18 protein-coding genes are annotated in these 22,716 nt (G+C 61.5%); 8 read left to right on the top strand and 10 right to left on the bottom strand.

Annotation, left to right across the window (positions count from 1 at the left end):
- Positions 1 to 151: 151 nt before the first annotated feature.
- Entirely contained in the window at positions 152 to 583 is a 432-nt protein-coding gene (locus ACFY9W_RS19770; protein ID WP_391133432.1) for a PACE efflux transporter, read from the top strand.
- 181 nt (positions 584 to 764) lie between these two features.
- Entirely contained in the window at positions 765 to 2,324 is a 1,560-nt protein-coding gene (gene ilvA / locus ACFY9W_RS19765; RefSeq protein WP_391133429.1) for a threonine ammonia-lyase, biosynthetic, read from the top strand.
- A 136-nt stretch (positions 2,325 to 2,460) separates the two neighbouring features.
- Here ilvA and ACFY9W_RS19760 read toward each other — a convergent pair whose 3' ends face one another.
- The 3 genes from ACFY9W_RS19760 to ACFY9W_RS19750 all read right to left on the bottom strand — a co-directional run bounded on the left by ACFY9W_RS19760 (position 2,461) and on the right by ACFY9W_RS19750 (position 5,903).
- Positions 2,461 to 3,642 (bottom strand): hypothetical protein, encoded by a 1,182-nt coding sequence (locus ACFY9W_RS19760; protein ID WP_391133426.1) that lies wholly within the window; start codon positions 3,640 to 3,642, stop codon positions 2,461 to 2,463.
- Positions 3,643 to 3,705: 63 nt separating this feature from the next.
- Positions 3,706 to 4,173: a VOC family protein gene (locus ACFY9W_RS19755; RefSeq protein WP_391133423.1), complete on the bottom strand. Its 468-nt coding sequence runs from the start codon at positions 4,171 to 4,173 to the stop codon at positions 3,706 to 3,708.
- Positions 4,174 to 4,283: 110 nt separating this feature from the next.
- On the bottom strand, positions 4,284 to 5,903 hold the full coding sequence (locus ACFY9W_RS19750; RefSeq protein ID WP_391133421.1) for an aldehyde dehydrogenase family protein: 1,620 nt from the start codon (positions 5,901 to 5,903) through the stop codon (positions 4,284 to 4,286).
- Between the two features lie 456 nt (positions 5,904 to 6,359).
- Here ACFY9W_RS19750 and ACFY9W_RS19745 point away from each other — a divergent pair, with 456 nt between their 5' ends.
- The 3 genes from ACFY9W_RS19745 (at position 6,360) to ACFY9W_RS19735 (ending at position 9,538) form a co-directional block, all read left to right on the top strand.
- Entirely contained in the window at positions 6,360 to 7,514 is a 1,155-nt protein-coding gene (locus tag ACFY9W_RS19745) for a hypothetical protein (protein WP_391133418.1), read from the top strand.
- 74 nt (positions 7,515 to 7,588) lie between these two features.
- A complete protein-coding gene (locus ACFY9W_RS19740; RefSeq protein ID WP_391133415.1) occupies positions 7,589 to 8,707 on the top strand; it encodes a glycosyltransferase 61 family protein in 1,119 nt (372 codons plus the stop codon).
- A gap of 42 nt (positions 8,708 to 8,749) precedes the next feature.
- Positions 8,750 to 9,538: a helix-turn-helix domain-containing protein gene (locus tag ACFY9W_RS19735; RefSeq protein WP_391133412.1), complete on the top strand. Its 789-nt coding sequence runs from the start codon at positions 8,750 to 8,752 to the stop codon at positions 9,536 to 9,538.
- On the opposite strand, the gene ACFY9W_RS19730 is transcribed toward ACFY9W_RS19735, so the two are convergent.
- A complete protein-coding gene (locus ACFY9W_RS19730) occupies positions 9,531 to 10,112 on the bottom strand; it encodes a LysE family transporter (RefSeq protein WP_391133409.1) in 582 nt (193 codons plus the stop codon). The genes ACFY9W_RS19735 and ACFY9W_RS19730 overlap by 8 nt on opposite strands.
- A gap of 282 nt (positions 10,113 to 10,394) precedes the next feature.
- Between ACFY9W_RS19730 and ACFY9W_RS19725 the strand changes: the two genes are divergently transcribed.
- Positions 10,395 to 11,966: a transporter associated domain-containing protein gene (locus tag ACFY9W_RS19725; RefSeq protein WP_391133406.1), complete on the top strand. Its 1,572-nt coding sequence runs from the start codon at positions 10,395 to 10,397 to the stop codon at positions 11,964 to 11,966.
- Here ACFY9W_RS19725 and rarD read toward each other — a convergent pair.
- On the bottom strand, positions 11,929 to 12,816 hold the full coding sequence (rarD, locus tag ACFY9W_RS19720) for an EamA family transporter RarD (protein ID WP_391133403.1): 888 nt from the start codon (positions 12,814 to 12,816) through the stop codon (positions 11,929 to 11,931). The two genes, ACFY9W_RS19725 and rarD, sit on opposite strands and share 38 nt — an antisense overlap.
- A 34-nt stretch (positions 12,817 to 12,850) precedes the next feature.
- Complete coding sequence (locus tag ACFY9W_RS19715; protein WP_391133400.1) at positions 12,851 to 14,437, bottom strand: EAL domain-containing protein; 1,587 nt, start codon at positions 14,435 to 14,437, stop codon at positions 12,851 to 12,853.
- Positions 14,438 to 14,736: 299 nt separating this feature from the next.
- On the opposite strand from ACFY9W_RS19715, the gene hppD reads away from it, so the two are divergent.
- On the top strand, positions 14,737 to 15,813 hold the full coding sequence (gene hppD / locus ACFY9W_RS19710) for a 4-hydroxyphenylpyruvate dioxygenase (protein WP_346643578.1): 1,077 nt from the start codon (positions 14,737 to 14,739) through the stop codon (positions 15,811 to 15,813).
- Positions 15,814 to 15,835: 22 nt separating this feature from the next.
- On the opposite strand, the gene ACFY9W_RS19705 is transcribed toward hppD, so the two are convergent.
- Complete coding sequence (locus ACFY9W_RS19705; protein WP_391133397.1) at positions 15,836 to 16,642, bottom strand: CSS-motif domain-containing protein; 807 nt, start codon at positions 16,640 to 16,642, stop codon at positions 15,836 to 15,838.
- Positions 16,643 to 16,775: 133 nt separating this feature from the next.
- Positions 16,776 to 17,462, bottom strand: coding sequence for a DJ-1/PfpI family protein (locus ACFY9W_RS19700; RefSeq protein WP_391133394.1), 687 nt, complete (start codon positions 17,460 to 17,462; stop codon positions 16,776 to 16,778).
- 182 nt (positions 17,463 to 17,644) lie between these two features.
- Here ACFY9W_RS19700 and ACFY9W_RS19695 point away from each other — a divergent pair, with 182 nt between their 5' ends.
- Positions 17,645 to 19,711 (top strand): ATP-binding protein, encoded by a 2,067-nt coding sequence (locus ACFY9W_RS19695; protein ID WP_391133391.1) that lies wholly within the window; start codon positions 17,645 to 17,647, stop codon positions 19,709 to 19,711.
- A 6-nt stretch (positions 19,712 to 19,717) separates the two neighbouring features.
- Here ACFY9W_RS19695 and ACFY9W_RS19690 read toward each other — a convergent pair whose 3' ends face one another.
- Both ACFY9W_RS19690 and ACFY9W_RS19685 read right to left on the bottom strand, forming a co-directional pair.
- Entirely contained in the window at positions 19,718 to 21,322 is a 1,605-nt protein-coding gene (locus tag ACFY9W_RS19690) for a response regulator (protein ID WP_391133388.1), read from the bottom strand.
- A 79-nt stretch (positions 21,323 to 21,401) separates the two neighbouring features.
- The gene (locus ACFY9W_RS19685; protein ID WP_391133386.1) at positions 21,402 to 22,457 is read right to left on the bottom strand and encodes a tetratricopeptide repeat protein; all 1,056 of its coding nucleotides are present in this window, start codon (positions 22,455 to 22,457) and stop codon (positions 21,402 to 21,404) included.
- Positions 22,458 to 22,716 lie beyond the last annotated feature (259 nt).

The raw sequence follows: 22,716 nt of genomic DNA, 5'->3' as shown, positions 1-22,716 counted from the left end.
CTCGCTCGGTTCCCTCGACGAAGTTGTACGAGATGTCGCCGTTTGTACGGGATAGATACAAGCAGCCGAACGTGCTGTTGTCCAAATTTCGGGCTTTTTCTTGTGGGCCACATCTTGTAGTTTTACAGGTCGTTTACCCAGGGAGCTGAACATGCAAGGCAAGGCCCGCAAGATCGTCCAGGCCATTCTTTACGAGGCCATCGCCGTCGCCTGCGTGGCGCCGGTGCTAGAGCTGGCGTTCGGCGCTGGCATGGCACAGTCGGCCGCGTTGTCGGTCATGATGTCGGGCATCGCAATGAGCTGGAACATGGGTTACAACTGGGTGTTCGAGCGCTGGGAAGCGCGCCAGCAGCAGCGTGAGCGCACCTTCTTGCGGCGCCTGCTGCATGCCCTGGGCTTCGAGGGTGGGCTGGTGGTGATCTTGCTGCCACTGGTGGCGTACTGGCTGGATGTGAGCCTGTGGGCGGCACTGCTGACCAACCTGGCGTTGTTCGTATTCTTCTTCGTGTACGCCTTTGTCTTCCAGTGGGGGTTCGACAAAGTGTTCGATGTACCGCTTTCGGCGCAGCAGGCCAAGTGTTGACTTTGTGCCGCACTAACGGCTAAGTTCCTACCCCATGAAAACATTCCCGCATGTGAACGCCATTATTATTACCGCCATTATCAGCTTGGCGGGCTAGCGCGTACGTGCACCGAACCCGCCCTGGAGGCGGGTTTTTACTCTCTGACTCCTGGGCAACGTGAAAACAGCCAAGGAGTCATCGATGACCAGCTTCAGCGTCCCTCGTGCCAGCGTTACCCCCCAGCAACTGCTGTCGGAGCAGGTGCGGCGCATTCTTGCCGCGCCGGTGTACGACCTGGCCATCGAAACACCGCTGCAAGCTGCGCCGGCACTGTCTGCCAGCCTGGGTAACCAGGTGCTGCTCAAGCGTGAAGACCTGCAGCCCACTTTCTCGTTCAAGATCCGCGGCGCCTACACCCGGCTGTCACGGCTGAGCACCGCGCAACGCGAGCGTGGGGTGATCACTGCCTCGGCAGGCAACCATGCCCAGGGCGTGGCCCTGGCGGCGTCCCACCTGGGCCTGAAGGCCACTATCGTCATGCCGACTACCACGCCATCGCTGAAGGTGGAGGGGGTGCGCTCGCGGGGCGGGCATGTGGTGTTGCACGGCGAGAGCTTCCCGCATGCTCTGGCCCATGCGCTGAAGCTGGCCGACAGCGAAGGGGCCACCTTCGTGCCGCCATTCGATGACCCGGACGTGATCGCCGGGCAGGGCACGGTGGCGATGGAGATCCTGCGCCAGCACCCAGGTGCACTGGATGCCATCTTCGTGCCGGTCGGTGGTGGCGGGCTGATCGCCGGCATCGCCGCTTATGTGAAGTACCTGCGCCCTGAGGTGAAGGTGATCGGCGTGGAACCGGAGGATTCCAACTGCCTGCAGGCTGCCATGGCCGCTGGCGAGCGGGTGATCCTGCCGCAGGTCGGCACCTTTGCCGATGGCGTGGCGGTGGCGCAGATCGGCGCACATTGCTTCGAGTTGTGCCGGCATTTCGTTGACGAAGTGGTGACGGTGAGCAGCGATGAACTGTGTGCGGCGATCAAGGACATCTATGATGATACCCGTTCGATCACCGAGCCTTCCGGTGCACTGGCGGTGGCCGGTATCAAGAAGTACGTGGCACGGGATGGCGTGCAGGGGCAAACCCTGGTGGCCATCGATTCCGGGGCGAACGTCAATTTTGACCGGCTGCGCCATGTGGCCGAGCGGGCCGAGCTGGGCGAGCAGCGTGAGGCAATCATTGCCGTGACCATCCCGGAGCAGCCGGGCAGCTTCCGTGCGTTTTGCCAGGCGCTGGGCAAGCGGCAGATCACCGAGTTCAACTACCGCTATTACCCAGGCAAGGAAGCGCGTTTGTTCGTGGGCGTTCAGACGCACCCGCTGCACGACCCGCGAGACCAGCTGCTGGCCAACCTGCGCGAGCAGGGTTACAGCGTGCTTGACCTGACCGAAAACGAACTGGCCAAGCTGCATGTGCGCCATACCGTGGGTGGCCATGCCGCGCCGGGTGCGGATGAGCGGGTCATGCGCTTCGAGTTCCCCGAGCGGCCCGGGGCGTTATTGGGCTTTCTGGAGCGGCTGGGCAAGCGCTGGAACATCAGCCTGTTCCATTACCGCAACCATGGCGCGGCAGAGGCCCGGGTGTTCGCGGCGCTGGAGGTGCCGGGGGACGAGCTGGCGGGGTTGCCGCTGGCGCTGGACGAGATGGGGTATCGATATTGGGATGAGACTGATAACCCGGCTTACAAGCTGTTTCTGGGTTGACCTGAAAGTCTGGGGTGGCCTGTACTGGCCTCATCGCCGGCAAGCCAGCTCCCACAAGTGACCGCATGATCTCAGTCTTTGTGCAATACCTGTGGGAGCTGGCTTGCCGGCGATGGGCCGCATAGCGGCCCCGGTTTCAGCGCTCACGCATGAAAAAGCCGGCAACGAACTTGCGGAAGGTTTCCAGGCTCTTGAAGTCGGCATAGCGCTTGAAATTCTCGGCATCCGGCTCGGGCCCGATCGGCTGTTCAAGCAGCGACACCGACAGCACCCGGTCCTGGTCCGAGGTCAGCACCAGTTCATCCATGACTTGCCCGCCGATTACCGGCCGGCGCATCTGTACCTTCACGCCTTTGCTGGCCATCCAGTCGATCAACGATACCAGCGCCTTGAGCGGTTCGCGCTCTTCATCGCGATACACCGGGAACAGGTGTGCGCGGGACAGCACGGGTACGCTGGCCACATGGATCAGCTCGTAGTAATGGCTGCCGGCGCTGGTTGGCGAGTAGATCATCAGCGCCAGCAATGGCCCGGTGGTGCGGTTGCCGCCCCAGTACAGGTGGTGCCCCTGGAAGTCGAAGCCGTCTTCACTGCGGTTGTTGAACAGCTTGCGCCCTTTGATCTGGTCGACGCAGTCCAGCATCAGCCCATGGCGGCGATGGTTGCCGAACACCGTGGCCTCGCGCAGGCGGGACTTGAGCATCATCATGTGCTTCATGTCCAGGCGGGTTTCCAGGTAGTTGCTGGCGGGTACCCGTTCCAGCAGCGGGTAGCGGTTGGCCACGCTGCGCAGTTCGGCAAACTGGGTGGTCAGGTCCTTTTTCAGGTGAGTGGCGTAAAGGTTCAGGCCGCTGGTTTCGATCCAGGTCAACAGCAGGGACAGCAGGCGTTGTTGTTCGCGCCGGTCATTGCCATCGCCGCCGGTACCGCTGGCGGCACTGCGGAAGTCGCTGATCAGGCGTAGCGGTGTATCTGGCGGCAGCCAGGCAGCGGGCGGTGCCGGGTCGTTTTCGCGTTCGGCCGCTTCCCGCTCGTCTCTGGTAAACGGGCAACCGGGTGCGTGCTCGGCCGTGCCCGGGTTGTTCTTGATAAACAGCGTGCCGGTATTGCCGTTGAGCGTGACGTTGAGCACTGGCAAGGCATCGCTACGGCAGTCGCAGGCCAGCCACTGGTTGGCGTTGCGCACCTTCATCAGCAGCTGGTTGGCCTGTAACAGGCGTGGGCCGGCGAGGCTGCCGGTGGCAAAGCCGACCAGCAGCTCTTCCTCGGCGGGGGTCAGGCTGCGCACCTGGGCGGCGGTTTTGTCGATGATTCGCATGAAGCAGCTCCAAGCTACAAGCCCCAAGCTTCAAGCAAACTCGCGCCGCTTTCAACATGCCGCTCAGTTACCGGCGAACATCTTCGCGGCACGGGCGCGAATTTCGTCGGGGGTGAGGTCTTCCTTGTGGGTCGAGACGAACCAGATATTGCCGAACGGGTCTTTCAGGGTACCGCTGCGGTCGCCGTAGAACTGGTCGGTCAACGGGTGCAACTGGGTGCCGCCAGCCGCCAGGGCCTGGGCATAAACCTTGTCGCAGTCCTCGACATACAAGTGCAGGCCCACGCCTGCGCCGCTGAGCTTCTGGCTGGCGGTGAGCCCGCCCTCCATGTCGCAGGGGTCGCCCAGCATCAACGATGAATCACCGATTTTCAGCTCGGCATGGCCAACGCGGCCCCCTGGGGCATCGAGGCGGAACATTTCGACCGCACCAAAGGCCTGCTTGTAGAACTCGATGGCCTTGGCGGCATCGTTGATGGCCAGGTAGGGGGTAATGCTGTGCTGGCCTTCGGGGATGGGTTTGACTGCCATGTTCGACGCTCCTTTGCAGTGGGCGCCGGAGGGCGCCCTGTTGCTTAGAGTCGTTTGCGCGGATGGAAAATCGACAATGGCGCTAGAACGATTGTCTATAAACGCGGCCGTCAGAAGATGTAGTCAGTGGTAAGGAAGCTCGACTGGCGGTTGCGGATGATTTCGCTGATCAGTTCCTTGTTGGCCTCCTGGAAGCGGGTGGCGACCAGCGTGCGGATGGAAAACACACGCAAGGCGTCATGTACCGACAGGGTGCCTTCGGCGCTGTTCTTGCGGCCGTTGAACGGGTAGGTATCGGGGCCGCGCTGGCATTGCGCGTTGATGTTGATGCGCCCGACCTGGTTGGCGAAGGTGTCGACCAGGCTGCCGATGGTCGCCGGGTCGTTGCCGAACAGGCTCAGTTGCTGGCCGTAATCGGAGCCCAGCACGTAGTCGATGACGGTTTGCAGGTCGCGGTAGGGCACTACCGGTACCAGCGGGCCGAACTGCTCCTCGTGGTAGACGCGCATTTCGTGGCTGACCGGGTACAGCAAAGCCGGGTAGAAGAACGAGCCGCGGCTTTGCCCGCCGCCTTCGTTGAGCACGCGGGCACCCTTGGCGGTGGCATCGGCGACCAGGCCGTCGAGGTAGTCGACCTTGCCGGGCTCTGGCAGCGGTGTCAGCGCTACGCCGGGCTCCCACGGCATGCCGGGCTTGAGCGCGGCCAGTTTGCGCTGGAACTTGTCGAGGAAACTATCGACCACGTCTTCGTGCACGAACAGGATCTTCAGCGCCGTGCAGCGCTGGCCGTTGAACGACAGCGCACCGGTAACCGCCTCTTCAACGGCGTTGTCGAGGTCGACCTGTGGCAGCACGATACCCGGGTTCTTGGCATCCAGCCCCAGTGCGGCGCGCAGCCGGTGCGGGCGCGGGTGCAGCTTTTTCAGGTCGCTGGCTGCCTTGTGGGTGCCGATGAAGGCGAATATATCGATGTTGCCGCTGGCCATCAGCGCGCTCACCGTTTCCCGGCCGCGGCCGTAGATGACGTTGATTACCCCTGGCGGGAAGCTGTCACGGAACGCTTCCAGCAATGGGCGGATCAGCAGCACGCCGAACTTGGCCGGCTTGAACACCACCGTGTTGCCCATGATCAGTGCGGGGATCAGGGTGGTGAAGGTTTCGTTAAGGGGGTAGTTGTAGGGGCCCATGCACAGGGCCACGCCCAGCGGTGCACGGCGAATCTGGCCCAGCGTGCCTTGTTCGAGCTCGAAGCGGCTGGAGCGCCGGTCGAGGTCCTTGAGGGCGTTGATGGTGTCGACGATGTAGTCGCAGGTGCGGTCGAATTCCTTTTCAGAATCCTTGAGGTTCTTGCCGATTTCCCACATCAGCAGTTTGACCACGGCCTGGCGCTGTTCGCGCATGCGTGCCAGGAAGGTTTCGACGTGCTGGATACGTTCGGCGACGCGCATGTTCGGCCAGGCGCCACGGCCCTTGTCGTAGGCCTGCACGGCAGCGTCCAGCGCGGTAAGGGCGGTGTCTGCATCGAGCAGCGGGGCGCTGCCCAGTATCACCTGGTGTTCTTCGTTGCCTTCCTTGAGCCACACAGGGCTGCGTACCGTTGCCAGAGGCCCGTCCCAGCGCCTGAGTTCGCCATTCACCAGGTAGTCGCGTTGTTCCAGGGGGGCTCCCAGGCGCCAGGTTTCAGGGATGTTTTCGGCGCTGGGGAAGAGTGAATCGAGCAGACGGTCCATGGGTACTGCACCTCACATGACAGGGCGGGTTTCAAGCAGGGTGAATCGCTTCAGCTGCGAGCATGCACCGGCTGCCGGAAAAACACCAGTCTGGCCCAACCTGCCACCCAATGCCCGTCGACGTGCAAGCATTTCCCACTCTGCACTTATGCAATGAAGGCATGAAAACAAATTGAGTGATAGCGAATGGGTAGTCACGGAAGTGCTGGTTGGGCACGGTTATAGCAAAGTGCTTGTTGAATATGCATTTCATGCAGGAAATTTGACGCCATGAAACTTGATCTAAAGTTAGCTGGAAGCCGCTTGCCAAAGCCTTTGCAGGCATCTTAAATTGTTACTGAATGTGATAAGAAAGTTTCAGGGCGCACTATAAAAATCAAAGCGTTAAGTGGTTTTGCTGAATTTTTCTCTTTTCCGATTGACCATAGAGCACTTCAAAAGGACGTCGAAGAAGAAATGAAAGAGACCCTGACGGCTACAGCGCGTAAATTCCTGTCGCCCTCCCTGCGCTATGAAATGAGGCTGCTGGCCAGCAAGGTGCGTGAAGTGCTGGCGCGCGCCTGTTTCTGGCGTTGGGAAGTTGCCCGGTTCAGGCTGCAGCAGGAGAGCCCTTACGAAATCCTCTACATCGGCCGCAAGCAGCAACGGGAAATGGCCAAGCTGCTGATCGGCGGCAAGGGGCAGGGCAGTGCTGCCATCGTGGAAGGCGCAAGTGCCACAACGGCGGCCAACCACGTAGTGGTCATTAGCGAAATGCCAACGTCGGGGGCGCTCTCGGTGCCGCATTACCTGAGCGCCGTGGTACCGCTAGGGCGCCCGCTGGAAGACATCACGGCCCGCTACGACAGCGAATTGCGGCGCAGTATTCGCAAGAATCGCCCGCTTTACCAGATGCGTCAGACCCTCTCGGACGACGAGATCGCCATGGCTGATCGTGAGCTGCTGCGCCCCTATGCCACGGCACGGCAGGGTATTCATGCTGCGCAGTTTCCCACGGATGAAGTGTTCCGCATTGCCAAGAGTGTTGGCCGGCTCGACCTGATTACCTTGGGCGATGAAGTGATCGGCTGCCACTTGGGATGTGAAGTGGTACGCGGCGGCAAGCGTTACTGGAGTACCTTGCGTTTTGGCTATTGCGAAGCGGTGTTTTCCGATGCCAAGAAGTTGCGCGAGGTGAACTCCATCACGACGTTCATGGCCCTTGAGTGGGCGCTGGAACATGGCTTCGATTATTACGACATTGGTTTGTGCCTGGCGCGCCCGGATGACGGGCTGCTGAAATGGAAGCGTCGGCGCGGTGGTGACATCGATTCGCTGGGTAATCATGCCTACTTGTTTGTGCGCTTGCCCAAGGCCGGTACCGCGAAGTTCTTGTGGGACACGCCCATGTTCGCAGTTGAAGGCGACAAGCTTACGCTGCACCTGGGCTTGCCCGAGGGGCCGAGTGAAGAGGAGTTTGCCAGCCGCTACCACGAAATGGTGTTTGGCGGCCTGCACAAGATTTACCTCTATGGTGGCAACGGGGCGGGCGAACCGTTCGTGGAGGCGTTGCGCAGCAGGTATGCCAACTTGCAATCCCCCCCCGCCATGGAGCGGGTAATGTCCAGCTGAGTGTTTGCCAGGGATGCGTTGAGAGGGCGCCTGGCGCCTGGTTCATGACTTTGTTACCCAAGGGAGGACGCTTCATGGGAAGCGACATCTCGCAGTTCAGTGCATCGCCCGCCGCCAAGCAGCACACCTGGACGCTGGCCGCTTACCGCTACATGGCACGCAAGCGGTTGGGCAAGAACACGGCCATCGACCTCAAGAGCATTGCCAGCAAGAGCTGGGACATTGCCCCAGGCGAAACCACAGTGTCGCCACCCGCCATTTACCTGCCCGGCCAACTGGAACGGGTGACGGGCTGGGAGGGCAAGCGTTTCTACCCCTACGTGCACCCCGCCCGTACCATGGAGGGCGGCATCAGCACGCTGCAAGGGCCGACCCGTGGGTACCTGATCAAGAATGTATGGCTGGTCGATGGTGCGCTGTACAAAGGCAAGGCCAGCCATTGGCTGTCGCTCAAGCCCAGTACCTTTCCTGCCATCATCGTGGACAACGAAATCGATCGCGCGGCCATTTATTGCACGCAAAACGGCAATTCCTGGTTCGGCACCTGGCTGATGGAAGATTGCCCCACCTACGCGCTGGCCTGTAACGAAGGCATACCGGTGACCACTGCGCCGTCGGCCAGGTACCCGTTGTTTACCCAGGCGCCCGCCTATGAAGACTGGCTGGACATGAAGCCGCTGCGCCTGCGCAGTGCGTTTTTCCGGGAACTGGTACTGTTCGACGACCAAAGCAACAACCGCAGCCGGCACGCCCGCTATCGGGCCATGGGCGACAAGCTGCTGTCGCATGTACCGCATGCCCCGCACCCTGGGGTGTTCCTGCTGCGTGGCGGTGATGGCGACTTGCGCTTGCTGCGTAACGAGCTTGAGCTTGCCGAGCATCTGCGGGTTACCCGTGGCTTTCGCGTGGTCAACCCGCTCAAGTCGGATGTGCCGAGTATTGTTGCAGCCTGCGCGGGGGCGAACGTGGTGATTGGCGTGGAGGGTAGCCAGCTGGTGCATGGGGTGAATGTGCTGCAGCCTGGCGGTAGCCTGCTGACCTTGCAGCCGCCTAACCGGTTTGTCAGCTACTACAAATACCTGACGGATCGCGACCACCAGCAGTTCGGCTTTGTGGTCGGGATACCGGAGGGCGATGGTTTCCGGATCGATATCGATGAAGTGGAGCGCACGCTCGATCTGTTTGCGCGATAAGTGTGTAGTATCGGGGCATGTCAGCAACGAGTGGACTAGGGGATGACCGAGGTTTCGCGGTTCTGGCGTGACCCGGCATTGCCCTTTGTCGAGGCCAGGCGCGTAGGGGACGGGCGACAGGTGTGTTATGCCGCACATTCCCACGAGAGCTTTTCGATTGGTGTGATCACGGGTGGGCGCAGCACCTACCTGACCGGTGACACGCGCATCGAAGCAAGGGCCGGCACCACGGTGCTGATGAACCCGGGGGTGGTGCATACCTGCAACCCCATTGACGGTGAACCTTGGTCGTACCTGATGCTGTTCGTCGACCTGCCTTGGTTACAGGCGCAAGGTTTTCACCTGCCGACGCACACCTGGAGTACATCGCCTGCGTTGTACCAACGGCTGCTACGAACCTTTGCTGACGTGTTCGATGCGAGCGTGCCAGACCGGGAAGGCCGCCTGGCAGCCCTGTTCCGTTCATTGCCGGGCTTTCTTGGTGCCGACGCTTGTGTGAATGACCAGGGCAACCCGCGGCTGGAGGCTGCAGCAGCGTTCATGCGCGCCCATCGCAGCGACCCGCTGAGCCTTGAAGACATCTGCGCGGCTTGTGGCCTGTCACGTTCCTATCTGATTCGTGCGTTTCGCCAACGCTTCGGCCTGACGCCGCATGGCTACCTGCTCGACCAGCGCGTGCAACTGGCCAGGGCGCAGTTGCGCCAGGGGCGCGCAATTGCCGAGGTGGCGCAGGAGGCCGGGTTTGCCGACCAGGCGCACCTGCAGCGGGCCTTCAAACAGCACCTGGCGGCGACCCCGGGGCATTACCGCAATGCCGATGTGGTCAGATAACCAGGTAAACCGCACTGCCCACCAGTAGTAGCGCCAGCCCCCGATTGAGCAGGCGCATGTGCCGGGGGTTGCCCAGATACTGGCGAATCACGCTTCCGGCCCAGGCCCAACTGGCAACCGACAGGAAACAGATCGGTCCGTAGATCCAGGTGAACAACCACAGCAAGTGCTGCTCACTGCCGGTGTAGGCGCCAACCCCGGCCACGGCGGCCAGCCAGGCCTTCGGGTTGAGCCATTGCATGGCGGCGCCGTGCCAGGCTGTAGGGGCGTGATCAGGATGTGCACTGCCCAGGTGGCCGTTGTCACTGGCCAGCTTCCACGCCATGTACAGCAGAAATGCCACGCCACCCCAGTGCAGCAGCAGGCCCAGCAACGGCCAGCGCAGCAGCAGTTGATGCAGGCCCAGGCCGACCAGTACCAGCAACAGGCAGAAGCCCAGCGTGGCGCCGGCCACGTGGGCCAGGCTGGCGCGTAGACCATGGGTGGCACCGCTGCTCAGGGCAACGATGTTGACCGGGCCGGGTGAGATCGAGGCCGCCAGTGCGAAGGCGGCCATGGACAGGGACAGGCTCATGAGAGGATCCATTGGGCTGAAGATGGCCTGATCTTCTTGTATTGGTTGGCCAGGGTATTGAAGAAAAATACCCATGTTGGAACCCATGCCCTGATGGGAGCCTGCTCGTTACAGGTTTTGTAATAGTTTTGCGCTATCAGGGAAACCTGCTGTGCTTGTAGCATCATCTTCCCAATTTGTTGACAAGGTCTATATGAGCGCCTTCGCGGAGCCCCCCAGTCTTCGGCCCTTTCGGCCATCCTTCCCCCGTCCTTGTGACGCTTTCCTCGTGAGTACCCGCTAATGGAATGGCTAGCTGATCCCACGGCCTGGCTAGGCCTGTTGACGCTTATCGTCCTCGAGCTGGTGCTGGGTATCGACAACCTGGTGTTCATCGCCATCCTTGCCGACAAGTTGCCGCCGCATCAGCGCGACCGTGCGCGGGTGATTGGCCTGAGCCTGGCATTGATCATGCGCCTGGGCCTGTTGGCCAGTATCTCGTGGATGGTCACCCTGACCGCGCCGCTGTTCGAGGTGTTCGACAAGAGCTTCTCCGGCCGTGACCTGATCATGCTGTTTGGTGGTGTGTTCCTGCTGTTCAAGGCCACCATGGAGCTGCATGAGCGCCTTGAGGGCCACGTAACCCAGGCCAGCGGAGCCGTGCGCCATGCGGCGTTCTGGCCGATCGTTGCGCAGATCGTGGTACTCGACGCGGTGTTTTCGCTGGACGCGGTCATTACCGCAGTAGGCATGGTCGAGCACCTGTCGGTAATGATGATCGCCGTGATCTTCTCGATCGGTATCATGATCGTTGCCAGCAAACCGCTGACCCGCTTCGTCAACGCCCATCCCACGGTGATCATGCTGTGCCTGGGCTTCCTGATGATGATCGGTTTCAGCCTGACCGCCGAAGGCCTGGGCTTCCATATCCCGAAAGGCTACCTGTACGCGGCTATCGGCTTCTCGATTCTGATCGAGCTGTTCAACCAGTTGGCCCGTGCCCGGCGCAAACGCAGTTTGCAGCAGCACCGGCCGTTGCGTGAGCGCACCGCCCATGCCGTGCTGCGCCTGCTGGGTGGTCGCCGTGTCGAGGCTGACGAGGTGGGCGAGGAAATCGCCGACCTGGTCGAAGGTGGTGAGGAACAGGTGCTGTTCGACCGCCGTGAGCGGGTAATGATCAGTGGCGTGCTGAACCTGGCCGAGCGGCCTATCCGCACGGTGATGACCGCCCGTGCCGAGGTGGACATGATCGACCTGGCGCAGCCGGCCGAGGCCATTACCCAGGCGCTGGCCAACTCGCCGTACTCGCGCCTGCCGTTGATTCGCGCCGGCCGTGTGGATGAGCCATTGGGCTTCGTGCACAAGAAGGAGTTGCTCAAGGAACTGCTGTCGGGCAGCCAGCCGGACCTGGAAGGCATGGCCCGGGTGCCGTTGAACCTGTTGGAGAGCTTCAGCATCCTGAACGCCCTGGAGCAGATGCGTGGTCAGTCGACCCACATCGCGTTCGTGGTCAACGAGTTCGGTGACTTCACCGGCCTGCTGACCATGACCGACATCCTTGAGTCGATTGCCGGTGAATTGCCCGATGCCAGCGAGGTTGAAGGCCCCGGTATTGTCCAGGAGGGCGAAGGCTTTGTGGTGAGCGGTGCCCTGAACCTGAGCCAGGTCCAGGCACGTACAGGCTTCAGTGCCCGTGCCACCGAGGATTACCAGACCCTCGCAGGTTTGGTGATGAGCCTGCTCGACCGCCTGCCGATGGTGGGCGACCGCCTGGCCTGGAATGGCTGGACGCTCACCGTGGAGGCGGTTGAAGAGCGGCGGGTGCGCCAGGTAAGGCTTACACCGAGCGGCGACGCTGACGCAGCAGGTGCTTGAAACCCTCGAGCACCAGTACCAGCACCGCGGCCCAGATCGGCAGGTAGGTAAGCCACTGATCCGGGCCGATGGTTTCGCCCAGCAGCAGCGCCACGCCCACCAGCAGCACGGGCTCGACGTAGCTGAGCAGGCCAAACAGGCTGAACGGCAGCAGGCGGCTGGCGAGCACGTAGGCGATCAGGGCCGAGGCGCTGATCGCGCCAAGGATCGGGATCAGTGCGTAAAGTGCGGGATGTGCTTGCAGGTCGGCGCTGGACAGCGGGCCCTGGGTGACGAAGTACAGCGCCCAAGGGAGTAGCAGGCACATGTCGCACCACAAGCCGCCCAGGTGGTCGGTGCGGCAGCGCCGGCGCAGCACGAAGTAGATCGGGTAACCGATCGTCACCAGCAGGGTTTCCCAGGCAAAGCTGCCGTTTTGATACAGCTCGTGGCCAACGCCCAGCGCGGCACAGGCCACGGCTACCTTTTGCAGGCGCGACAGGCGCTCGCCATACACCAGCCGCCCGGTCAGGACCATGGCCAGCGGCAGCAGGAAGTAACCCATCGACACTTCCAGGCTGCGCCCGTGCAGTGGCGCCCAGAGGAACAGCCACAATTGCACGCCCATCAGCCACGATGTACCGACCATGCCCAGCAACAGCACTGGCGTGCGTTTTACCCGGCCCAACAGTTCGCCTACCCGTTTCCAGTCCTTCGACACCAGCATGAACAAGGTGAGGCAGGGCAGCGTCAGCAGGGTGCGCCAGCCAAAGATTTCTTCGCCATCGAGTGGTGTGAGCAGCGAGGTATAGAAGTACATCACAGCGAACAAGCAGGACGCCATGACCGATGAAACAATGCCTTTTGACACGAGTGCCTCGAATAAGGGGGAGTTGTGCGGGGGATCAGCCGCGCATGATCTCAGGGGCTGCGCCTTGCGGCAACTGCGCCGCGCCCGGGCGCCTGGCCAGTGCCTCGATGAACTGGGCGGCCGGCATGGGCCTGGCGAACAGGTAGCCCTGCTGGAAGTCCACGCCATGGAGGGCCAGGTAGTCGCGCTGAGTGTCGGTTTCCACGCCCTCGGCAACGATACCCAGGCCCAGTTTGCCTGACAGCTCGATGATGCTTTCCAGAATATGTACCGACAGCGCATCGGCGCCGATCATGGCGACGAAGCTTTGGTCGATCTTCAGGTAGTCGACATTGAACTGGCGCAGGTAGTTGAGGCTCGACTGGCCGGTGCCGAAGTCGTCCAGGGCGATCATCACGCCCATGGCATGCAGTTTTTCGAACAGTTCCAGGGTGACAGGCGTGGGCTCGATCAGCTTGCGCTCGGTCAGCTCCAGGGTCAGTACCACCCGGCCGGGCGGGAAATGCTGCAGGAAGGTACGGCAGTCGTCCAGCAGGCGCAGGTCGCGACAGTGGTCGGCAGTGATGTTGATGCCGATATGGAAGCCGTCTTCCATCAGCCCGGCATAGGGCGCCAGGCTCTGCGCGGTGTGCATCATCAGCGCCCGGGTCATGGCGACGATCTGCCCGCTGTGTTCGGCATAGGGGATGAACAGGTCGGGGCGGACCAGGCCTTCGCGTGGGTGGTTCCAGCGCATCAGCACTTCGGCACCGGCCCAGCGATAATCGCCCTGGCGTACCACTGGCTGGAAGTACGGCAGGAACTCGTCGGCCTCCAGGGCCCTGCGCAGCTCGGCGCGGGGCGAGTTGGCGCGACGAAGCTGCCAGCGGCACACCAGTGCAGCCACGGCACCCAGCACCAGCAGCAGGCTGAGCAGGGCAGGGTAATGACTGCGCAGCAGCTGGCCTTGCTTGTCGGCGCCGTAGCCGCCCTGCACGCTGAACGGGTAACGCGTCGAGCCCAGCAACACGTTGGCGCTGGCGGCGGCAGGTGGCGCACCCTTGTGAACGACACCGTCCTTGCCCATCCAGGCGTCGCCAACACGTATCTGCAAGTCTTCGTCCGGGCCGATCAGGCGCAGTGCCGTGAGCAGGTGGTCGCCATCGACCGTGGTGATTGCGCCGCGGTTGCCGTCGCTGGCGCGGTACACCAGTAGCGGGTGCCCCGGGGTGACCGAGTTACCGTTCATCAGCCACAGCTTGCCGTCGGTATAGTCGCTGGCGTTGACCGGTTCGTCGAATGCGCCGAACAGCGACGTGCAATACAGCGTGTTGTGCGTGAACAGGTTGGTGGAGCGTACGAAGGCATTGCGGGTAACCTGGGCACGCAGCATAAGCTGGGCCTGGTCGCAAGGGCTGCCAGCCAGCGGCAGGAGTGCAGTGGCGGCATTGGACAGGCTGTCGAGGATGCGTTCGATGTGATCCACCGTCTGACGGGTGGTGGCCTGGCTGCTGGCCTGCATTTCGCGCTCGACCTGCCAGCTCATCACGGCCAGGCCGCACACCACCGGCAGCACGCCGACGACCCAGGGCAGCAGGTTGCGCCAGCCCAGGCTGGCGCGGCGTTTCACGGAAAGGGGCATGCTGACCTGATGTGTGTGGAGGGTAACGAGAGGATAGCCGCTTGTCGGAACGCACGGCCAACTAAAACGCGACAAACGAATTTACGCAATGTAGAATCCGTTTACGAATACAACAATAAGATCCTTCAATACCGAAGGATCAAGCCCGCCGAGAATGGGTCCATATGACATACCATGGGTTCAAGCTGATCATAGGTGACTTCCTCGCCCGCAGCGTGCGGGGCATCCCGTGCTCACCGCCGTTTCTGTTCCACATCCCACGCAATCAATAATTTTTCGCTGCAGATGAGGACACGAACATGGCTGATATCTTCGACAATCCAATGGGCCTGATGGGCTTCGAGTTCATCGAACTGGCTTCGCCCACCCCTGGCGTACTTGAGCCGGTATTCCAGATACTGGGTTTCACCAAGGTGGCTACCCACCGCTCCAAGGACGTGCACCTGTATCGCCAAGGTGGCATCAACCTGATCCTGAACAACGAACCCAAAAGCATCGCTTCTTACTTTGCTGCCGAACACGGCCCGTCGGTATGCGGCATGGCGTTCCGCGTGCGCAATGCCCATGAGGCCTATGCCCGTGCCCTGGAACTGGGCGCCCAGCCGGTGGAGATCGAAACCGGCCCGATGGAACTGCGCCTGCCGGCAATCAAAGGCATCGGTGGTGCGCCGCTGTACCTGATCGACCGTTTTGAAGAAGGCAGCTCGATCTACGATATCGACTTCAATTTCATCGAAGGCGTGGACCGCAACCCGGTGGGTGCCGGCCTGAAGATCATCGACCACCTCACCCACAACGTGTACCGCGGGCGCATGGCCTATTGGGCCGGCTTCTACGAGAAGCTGTTCAACTTCCGTGAAATCCGCTACTTCGACATCAAGGGCGAATACACCGGCCTGACGTCCAAGGCCATGACCGCTCCTGATGGCATGATCCGTATCCCGCTCAACGAAGAGTCGTCCAAGGGCGCCGGGCAGATCGAAGAGTTCCTGATGCAGTTCAACGGCGAAGGTATCCAGCACGTGGCCTTCCTCACCGACGACCTGCTCAAGACCTGGGACGCCCTGAAGGGCTTCGGCATGCGCTTCATGACTGCGCCGCCGCAAACCTATTACGAAATGCTCGAAGAGCGTCTGCCTGGTCATGGCGAACCGGTCGACCAACTGCAAGCACGCGGCATCCTGCTGGACGGTGCCTCGCAGCCCGAAGACAAGCGCCTGCTGCTGCAGATTTTCTCGGAGACCCTGCTCGGCCCGGTGTTCTTCGAGTTCATCCAGCGCAAGGGTGACGATGGCTTTGGCGAAGGCAACTTCAAGGCGCTGTTCGAATCGATCGAACGTGACCAGGTGCGCCGTGGTGTGCTGAGCACCGACTGATCCGGCTTGAGGTGCGCCGCCATCACGCATGCCTGGCGGCCGCCTCACGCCTGTGGGTTCGCGACCTGTACAAGCCCAGATACACGATTGAGCCGGTCACGATCCCAACCAGCATCAGTGAGGGAAAGATCTGCATCATTGACTGGTATATTTCCTGGGCGGTGAAACCTTCGGCGTAACCGCCTTTTACCCTGTATCCATACCTGGTCGACAGCGCGCTTGCAGGAAACTCGGACTGTGAAGGGCGCTGTGCGTCACGGCTGTCGCCTTTGCTCCAGATGTAGCGCTCGTCGAACTCCAGCAGCAGTGTCAGCCCATCCTGAAAAGCATCCAGCTCGCTGCGTAGCTGGACGGCATAGGCCGTTACGATCACCCCGCCATTATTACCCTGCAAGTAATAGTTGACCAGCAGCTTGCGGCGTTTGTCGGGTTGCCCGTAGGACAGTTCGACTTGCTGGCCGGACGCGGCAAAGGACGATAAGTGTTCCAGAGAATCTGAAGTACTGCTGCAGTAGGCTTCATTGCCTTCTACCAAGGTCAGCGACCTGATCATGGAGCGGCTTACCACCTGCTCCTGTAACTGGCTTTTGACGCTGGCGCAGTGCTTGCCGGCAAGCGGCATGGCTCGCTGGGCGGCTTCATGCAGGCGGTTCAGCGCCTGGTCAATGCTGAATACCGCTTCCTGAACGGAGATAGCGGCGTTTTCCGCAAGTTTCGTTTCCAGCTGAACAATCATCACCAGCAAACCGGAAATTACAGGCACCAGACCCACTGTGGCGAGCAACAGCAGCTCCCGCAGGCGGCGCCCGGCGTGCATGATCTTCAACATAGGGCAATCGCTCTCCGGGCCGAAGCTGTTCGTGGTGAACAACCGAGCCCTGAGCCTATGCATTCAATGGCCGGCCGGCTGTAGTCCACGTACAGCCTGCGCGAGAGGAAAACCAAAAAGCGTGTGTAAGCCTTTACCTGTTGTTGAGTTTTTCCAGTACTTTTTCTGCAAGTTGGGCAGTGGAGGCAGGATTCTGCCCGGTGATCAGCCGGTCATCCTCGACCACGTAAGCTGCCCAGGGATCATCGTGCTTGGTGTACTCACCACCCCGGCCAACAAGCTCATTCTCTGTCAGGAAAGGCACCACGTTGTCCAGATCGACCAGTTTTTCCTCGATATTGGAAAAGCCGGTTACCTTGCGGCCTTTCAATAGCAGGCTGTTGTCGCTGAGCTTGATGTTCAGCAGGCCAACCACCCCATGGCAGACAGCCGCGACAATGCCGCCTTTTTCGTAGACCCTGCGTGCCAGCTCCTGCAGCGCCTGGTTATCGGGAAAGTCGTACATCACCCCATGCCCACCGGTGTAATAGATGACGCTGTAATCGTCGGCGTTCACCTGGCCAGGGCTCAAGGTGGTGCCCAGGCGGGTCATGAAGCGCTTGTCGTCATACCATTGCCAGTCAAGGTCGGGCGCCATCTGCAGGCTGTGTGGGTCGATGGGCACATAGCCGCCCTCCGGGCTGGCATAGTCCACCGTGTAGCCGGCCTTTTCGACTTTATCGACAAAATGTACCGCTTCGCCCAGCCACAGCCCTGTGGCCCGTTTCAGGGTTGGATACTTGGCTGTATTGGTCAGCACCACCAGCATGTTCTTGCTCATGACCACGCTCCCGTCGGCAACCTGAGTGGGCCATTGCTCCCTGGCCCGGGGAAAACCTACTCAGCATAGCTGGCACCTGCAAGTACGCCATCGTGTGCTGTGCGTGCTGTGCTAAGTTGAACAAAGCCCAAGGAGCAACCCTGCCACCTTGGTTAACCTTGAGCCTTGCTGGAGTTACGAGATTGGTCGCAAATGGTAAGCCGCACGAGCCTGTGCCCAAGGCCGAACTGCAGCCGCACGTTTTGACGCCGCAAGACTTGATGGGCGAACGGATTGCCCGGTTCGACTGGGGGCGTACGTCGCTTGGGCCGCTGCCACGCTGGTCGGCACCGTTACGCATTGCCGTCGACCTGATGCATTTGTCACCGTTCCCCTGTGCGGTGGTGTGGGGGCCGGACCTTAGTGTGGTGCACAACGATCGTTACCGGGCGCTGCGGGCCGTGGTACCGGATGCGCTGGGCCAGGCGTTCGATGGGCTATGGCATGATATCTGGCCAGCGGTGGGGCCCTGGGCATTCAAGGCACTCGAAGGGCACTCGAATTTTGTCGAGGATCCGCCCCTGCGTATCGCCTGCGGCGAAGGCACCGAGCCGCTGTGGTGCGCTTTCGGTTATGCCCCCCTGCACGATGAGCTTGGCAATGTAGCGGGGTTCCTGCACACGGTAATCGAGACCACGGCCAGCGTTGAGGCGCACCATCATTGGCGCGAGCAGGCACAAGGCTTTGAACGGCAGATAGAGCAGCAGGTAAACGAGCGCGAGCAGTTCTGGGAGTTGTCGCGTGACGCGATGATGACCGTTACTCCAGAACTCAAGATGCATGCCGCCAATCCCGCCTGGTACCGCATTCTGGGCTGGACTGAAGCGCAAGTGCGCAATGTGCCGGTACTGGAACTGGTGCATCCTGCAGACCGGGCCGAAGTGCAGGTAGCTGTCTCCGGCTTCTTGCAATACAAGAACACCGAGCAGATCGAGACCCGCTTGCGTCACGCTGACGGCCATTACCACTGGTTTCGCTGGAGTGCCCGCTTCAATGGCAGCTTGCTGACCGCAGTTGGTCGGGATATCACGGGGCTCCGTGAAGAGGCTGCGCGTCAGTCTGAGGCGATGATGCGCAACAGTGAGCGCATGGAGGTGGTTGGTCAGCTGGCCGGTGGCGTGGGCCATGAGATGAACAACCTGCTGTCGGGCATCGGTGGCAGCCTCGAACTACTGCAGCGGCGGCTTCGGGAAGGGCGCCTGGAGCGGGTTGACGCCTATGTCGAGGTGGCACGGGATTCGGTGCTGCGTGCCATGGAGCTGACACATCGCTTGCTGGCGTTCTCTCGCAATCAACCCCTGGCACCCAAACCGCTGGAATTCAATCGGCACCTGCGGCAAACCGAGCCTCTGCTGCTGAGGACGCTGGGCGCAGAGATGCGTTTGCACTGGCAGCTGGATGTGGCTCCGTGGGCGGTCAGTCTTGACGCTCACCAGCTTGAAAATGCCTTGATCAACCTGTTCACCAATGCCCGGGAAGCCTGCCTGGAACGCGGCAATGTCACCGTCCGCAGCGTCAATGAGCGGTTGACGGCCAGGTTTGCAGATGAGTGCGGCCTGCCGCCTGGCGACTACGTTGCCTTGCATGTCGAGGATGATGGCCATGGTATGTCTACCGAAGTGATTGCCAGGGCTTTTGAGCCGTTTTTCACCACCAAACCCATCGGGCGTGGTTCCGGGCTGGGTTTAGCGATGGTGTATGGTTTTGTCAGGCAATCGGGGGGGGATGCGTGGATCGAGTCCACCCCAAACCGCGGTACCAAGGTTTCCATGCTTTTTCCTCGGTGCCATGAACCAGTGGAGGAGGAGCCCGAACCTGTTCAGCCAGCGCAGCTCATGGCCTGCGGGCAACGCCTGTTGTTGGTGGATGACGAGCTTAATTTGCGTGCGGTGATGCATGAGTACCTGACCGAACGCGGTTTCGATGTTGTCGATGTGAGCGACGCCAATACCGCGCTCGCGCGGTTCCGTCATGATGGCCCCTTCGACCTGGTGATTACCGACATCGGCTTGCCAGGCGGTTTCAGTGGCCGGCAAGTGGCCAAGGCCATGCGGATGCAACTGCCGACGCAGAAGATCCTGTTCATCACGGGCTATGCAGATCAGCCCATTGAAGCGCAGATGCTTGAACAGCCGGGCACTGCATTGATGAACAAGCCGTTTTCGTTGGCCGGGCTCGCCGATCAGGCGCTGCGCATGCTCGAAGCGTAATTGGCATCAGGGCTCGCCGAGAATCTGTACTACCTGCGCGCGGAGCGTTTCCAGCTCGAACGGTTTGCAGATCAAGTGCATGCCCGCCGCCAGAAACCCCTCGCGGGCCATGGCGGTTTCGGCGTATCCGGTAATGAACAGCACCGGTAAGTCCGGTTGCAGGCTACGTGCAATTTCGGCCAGCTGCCGGCCGTTCATGCCCGGTAGGCCGATGTCGCTCACCAGCAAGTCCACCGGTTGGGCAGAGCGCAACACCTTCAGTCCCTCGTTGGCGTTGGCTGCGCTGCAACAGGGGAAGCCCGCCTCGCTCAAAGCCTGGCACAGCAATTGGCGAACATGCGGGTCATCCTCGACCACCAAAACATGATGCCCCCGGTTGTCTCGAATGCCCGGTTGCGCTGAATTTGCCTGGCGGGGCTGCCCGACGTGGCGCGGCAGGTACAGATCCACCCGGGTGCCTTGGCCGATCCGGCTTTGCAACGTGACATGGCCGCGAGACTGCTTGCTGAAACCGTACACCATCGAAAGGCCCAGGCCGATACCCTGGCCAGTCGGTTTGGTGCTGAAGAATGGTTCGAAGGCGTGTTCCAGGGTGCTTTGCGCCATGCCCTGGCCGTTGTCGATGACGCTCAGGCACAGGTAGTCACCGGCACTCAGGGCAACGTCGGCGAACTGCCCGGTGGCAACATGCCGGTTGCAGGCTTCGACACGCAACTGGCCGCCGCTGGGCATGGCTTCGCAGGCATTGAGCAGCAAGTTGTCGAGGGCCTCTTTGAGTTGCTGGTCATCGGCCTCCACTGGCCATAAACCCTTGTTGACCTGCACCTGCAGCTTTACGGCTGCACTCAGGCCGGGCCTTAGCCGGTCTGCTTCCAGCAGGTCATGCAAATCGACCCGCTGGCTGTGCAGCGATTGCCGGGAGGAGAACGCCAGCAGGCGGTGGGTAAGCCGGGCAGCGCGCGACACCGATTGGCGGCCCATGCCCACGACCTTGTCCAGGCCATCGTTGCGCCCCTGTTGCAGGCGCCGTTCGATCAGTTCGAAACTGCCGCCAATGCTGGTGAGCAGGTTGTTGAAGTCGTGGGCTATACCGCCTGCCAACTGGCCAATGGCGTCCATCTTGCGTGCCTGGTAGCGATCGAACTCGGTCTGCGCCTGTTGTTCGGCCTGGGTGTCCAGGCGCTGTTGCAATGCCTGCAACTGGTCGCGAGCGAGGTACTGCCTGCGGCGGTTGCGCAAGGCAGATTGGGTGAGGTTGAGCAGTTGGGCATTGTCGAAGGGGGCGACCAGCATCAGCAGGTTACCCACCGGGTGGTTGCCGGTACCCATGTTCGACCGTGCAGCTTGGGTGACCAGCACGATAGGCAGGTCCGACCAGTTCGGTTGCTGGTCGATAAAGGCTTGCAGCAGCGCGCTTGGGCCGTGGTCGAACACCTGCTCGGCAATGATCGCCAGGCCCGCGCCTTCGCTCAGGCAGGCTTGCAGGTTGGCCAGGTCGGCGGCGCACAGGCAATTGATGCCGACGGAGGCAAGCAGGCGTGAGGTGTCCGCAGCCATCGCTGGGGGTGCCAGGATCAAGGCACGTTCGTCCAGTGCCAATGCATTGGCCAAAACGAATCTCCTTCAGGGTGGTCCGATAACCACTGGACCTCGCCCACTGGCTGAGGGTTCAACAATTTTCAGGTGATGGCTACAGGCCTTGTTGCAGGATGGGGTCGTCCGGGTTCTGGCGCTCCAGTTCGGCCAGCAGTACCTGCACGTTCTGCAACTGCCCGGTTTCTTTCCAGTACTGGATCAGCAGCACCCGCACGCGGCGGTTCGCTGGCTGGCGGTTGAGCACGGTTTCCAGCTGCTTCTGCGCGGCATCGACTTGCTCCAGTTCGTGCAGGGTGGCTGCCAGCGTATAGCGATAGTCGGCGTTATCCGGGTCGAGCTCGACGGCGCGGGACAAGGCCAGCAAGGCGTATTCCTGCTGCTCGTGGCGGTTCAGCCACAGCCCCAGTTCGTATTGCAAAAAGGCTGAGTCAGGGCTTAGCGCCAAAGCTTTGCCCAGTACCTGGCGCGAGGCATCGTGGTGGCCTTGACGTTCCAGCAGGCGCACCTGGGTGGCCAAGGCGTCGAGGTTGCCGGGTGCAACCGCCAGCGCCCGTTGCAGGGCTGTGGCAGCCTGGGCGTAGTCGTTTTCGTGCAGATACAGGCGCGCCAGATGCACCTGGGCGTCGGCGTCATCAGGTTGCTGCTCAAGGGCTTGCTGGTATTGCTCAAGCGCCGCCTGCAGCGGGCCGAAATACAGGCCAATGTCGTCGGGGGCGAGGCCCAGCAGGGCATCTACTGCAGCAAAGCGGACGCTTTGCTCGTCATCGTCCAGCAGCGGGCCGAGCACCAGGCTGCGTTGCGCCGCCGGCAGCAGGCGGCGAATACCCGCAATGGCTGCACGGCGCACCAGAGGGTCTGCGTGCTCCAGGTCCTGGCGGGCGAGTTTCAGGGCCTGCGGCGAGGGGTAATTGGGCAGCTCGGCATAAAGGGCTGCGCGGCGGATAGGGGGCAGGTCGCTACGTTGCAGTTGCTGGTAGAGCACGCGCGCCGCCCCGGGTCGGCCTTCATGAGCCTGGCGCAGGGCCTTGACATAGCTGTGCGCAGGCAAGGTCGGCGGGGCAGGCTTGTCGTCGCGCCACAGGTAGCCGAACAGGGCCGATACCAGGATCAACAGCATCAGGGCGATCAGGTAGCGGTTGCGTCTGGGCATCGGACGGTCCGTGGCGGCGGGAAGGGCAGAGCTTGGGCCAGCCGGGGGGTAAATGCAACCGAGTGAGGGGTGCCTGGTGCCTGTCTCGGGTGTTGTGCCGGCTCGTAAACCGAGCGCCGCCCGCGCGGCGCTGAATCTCGCAGGCGCTGGAGATTCAAAGACATAAAAAAGGTTCTTCACGGATTGCCGGGAAAGTCATTCTTGATCTTCATGAAAAAGAACTCGCTGTCCCGGTAGCCGTAAGCCATCCGCTTGATCA

The organism is Pseudomonas sp. NPDC008258, from assembly GCF_042956345.1.
In the GTDB taxonomy this organism is placed as follows: Bacteria; Pseudomonadota; Gammaproteobacteria; order Pseudomonadales; family Pseudomonadaceae; genus Aquipseudomonas.
This window is presented reverse-complemented; position numbering and strand designations above follow the sequence as displayed.

Coding starts and splice junctions, on each gene's coding strand:
- hppD (WP_346643578.1), top strand. CDS start 14,737: ATGGCTGATATCTTCGACAATCCAATGGGCCTGATGGGCTTCGAGTTC.
- ACFY9W_RS19705 (WP_391133397.1), bottom strand. CDS start 16,642: ATGTTGAAGATCATGCACGCCGGGCGCCGCCTGCGGGAGCTGCTGTTG.
- ilvA (WP_391133429.1), top strand. CDS start 765: ATGACCAGCTTCAGCGTCCCTCGTGCCAGCGTTACCCCCCAGCAACTG.
- ACFY9W_RS19715 (WP_391133400.1), bottom strand. CDS start 14,437: ATGCCCCTTTCCGTGAAACGCCGCGCCAGCCTGGGCTGGCGCAACCTG.
- ACFY9W_RS19735 (WP_391133412.1), top strand. CDS start 8,750: ATGACCGAGGTTTCGCGGTTCTGGCGTGACCCGGCATTGCCCTTTGTC.
- ACFY9W_RS19685 (WP_391133386.1), bottom strand. CDS start 22,457: ATGCCCAGACGCAACCGCTACCTGATCGCCCTGATGCTGTTGATCCTG.
- ACFY9W_RS19770 (WP_391133432.1), top strand. CDS start 152: ATGCAAGGCAAGGCCCGCAAGATCGTCCAGGCCATTCTTTACGAGGCC.
- ACFY9W_RS19760 (WP_391133426.1), bottom strand. CDS start 3,642: ATGCGAATCATCGACAAAACCGCCGCCCAGGTGCGCAGCCTGACCCCC.
- ACFY9W_RS19755 (WP_391133423.1), bottom strand. CDS start 4,173: ATGGCAGTCAAACCCATCCCCGAAGGCCAGCACAGCATTACCCCCTAC.
- ACFY9W_RS19725 (WP_391133406.1), top strand. CDS start 10,395: ATGGAATGGCTAGCTGATCCCACGGCCTGGCTAGGCCTGTTGACGCTT.
- ACFY9W_RS19740 (WP_391133415.1), top strand. CDS start 7,589: ATGGGAAGCGACATCTCGCAGTTCAGTGCATCGCCCGCCGCCAAGCAG.
- ACFY9W_RS19700 (WP_391133394.1), bottom strand. CDS start 17,462: ATGAGCAAGAACATGCTGGTGGTGCTGACCAATACAGCCAAGTATCCA.
- ACFY9W_RS19745 (WP_391133418.1), top strand. CDS start 6,360: ATGAAAGAGACCCTGACGGCTACAGCGCGTAAATTCCTGTCGCCCTCC.
- ACFY9W_RS19750 (WP_391133421.1), bottom strand. CDS start 5,903: ATGGACCGTCTGCTCGATTCACTCTTCCCCAGCGCCGAAAACATCCCT.
- ACFY9W_RS19730 (WP_391133409.1), bottom strand. CDS start 10,112: ATGAGCCTGTCCCTGTCCATGGCCGCCTTCGCACTGGCGGCCTCGATC.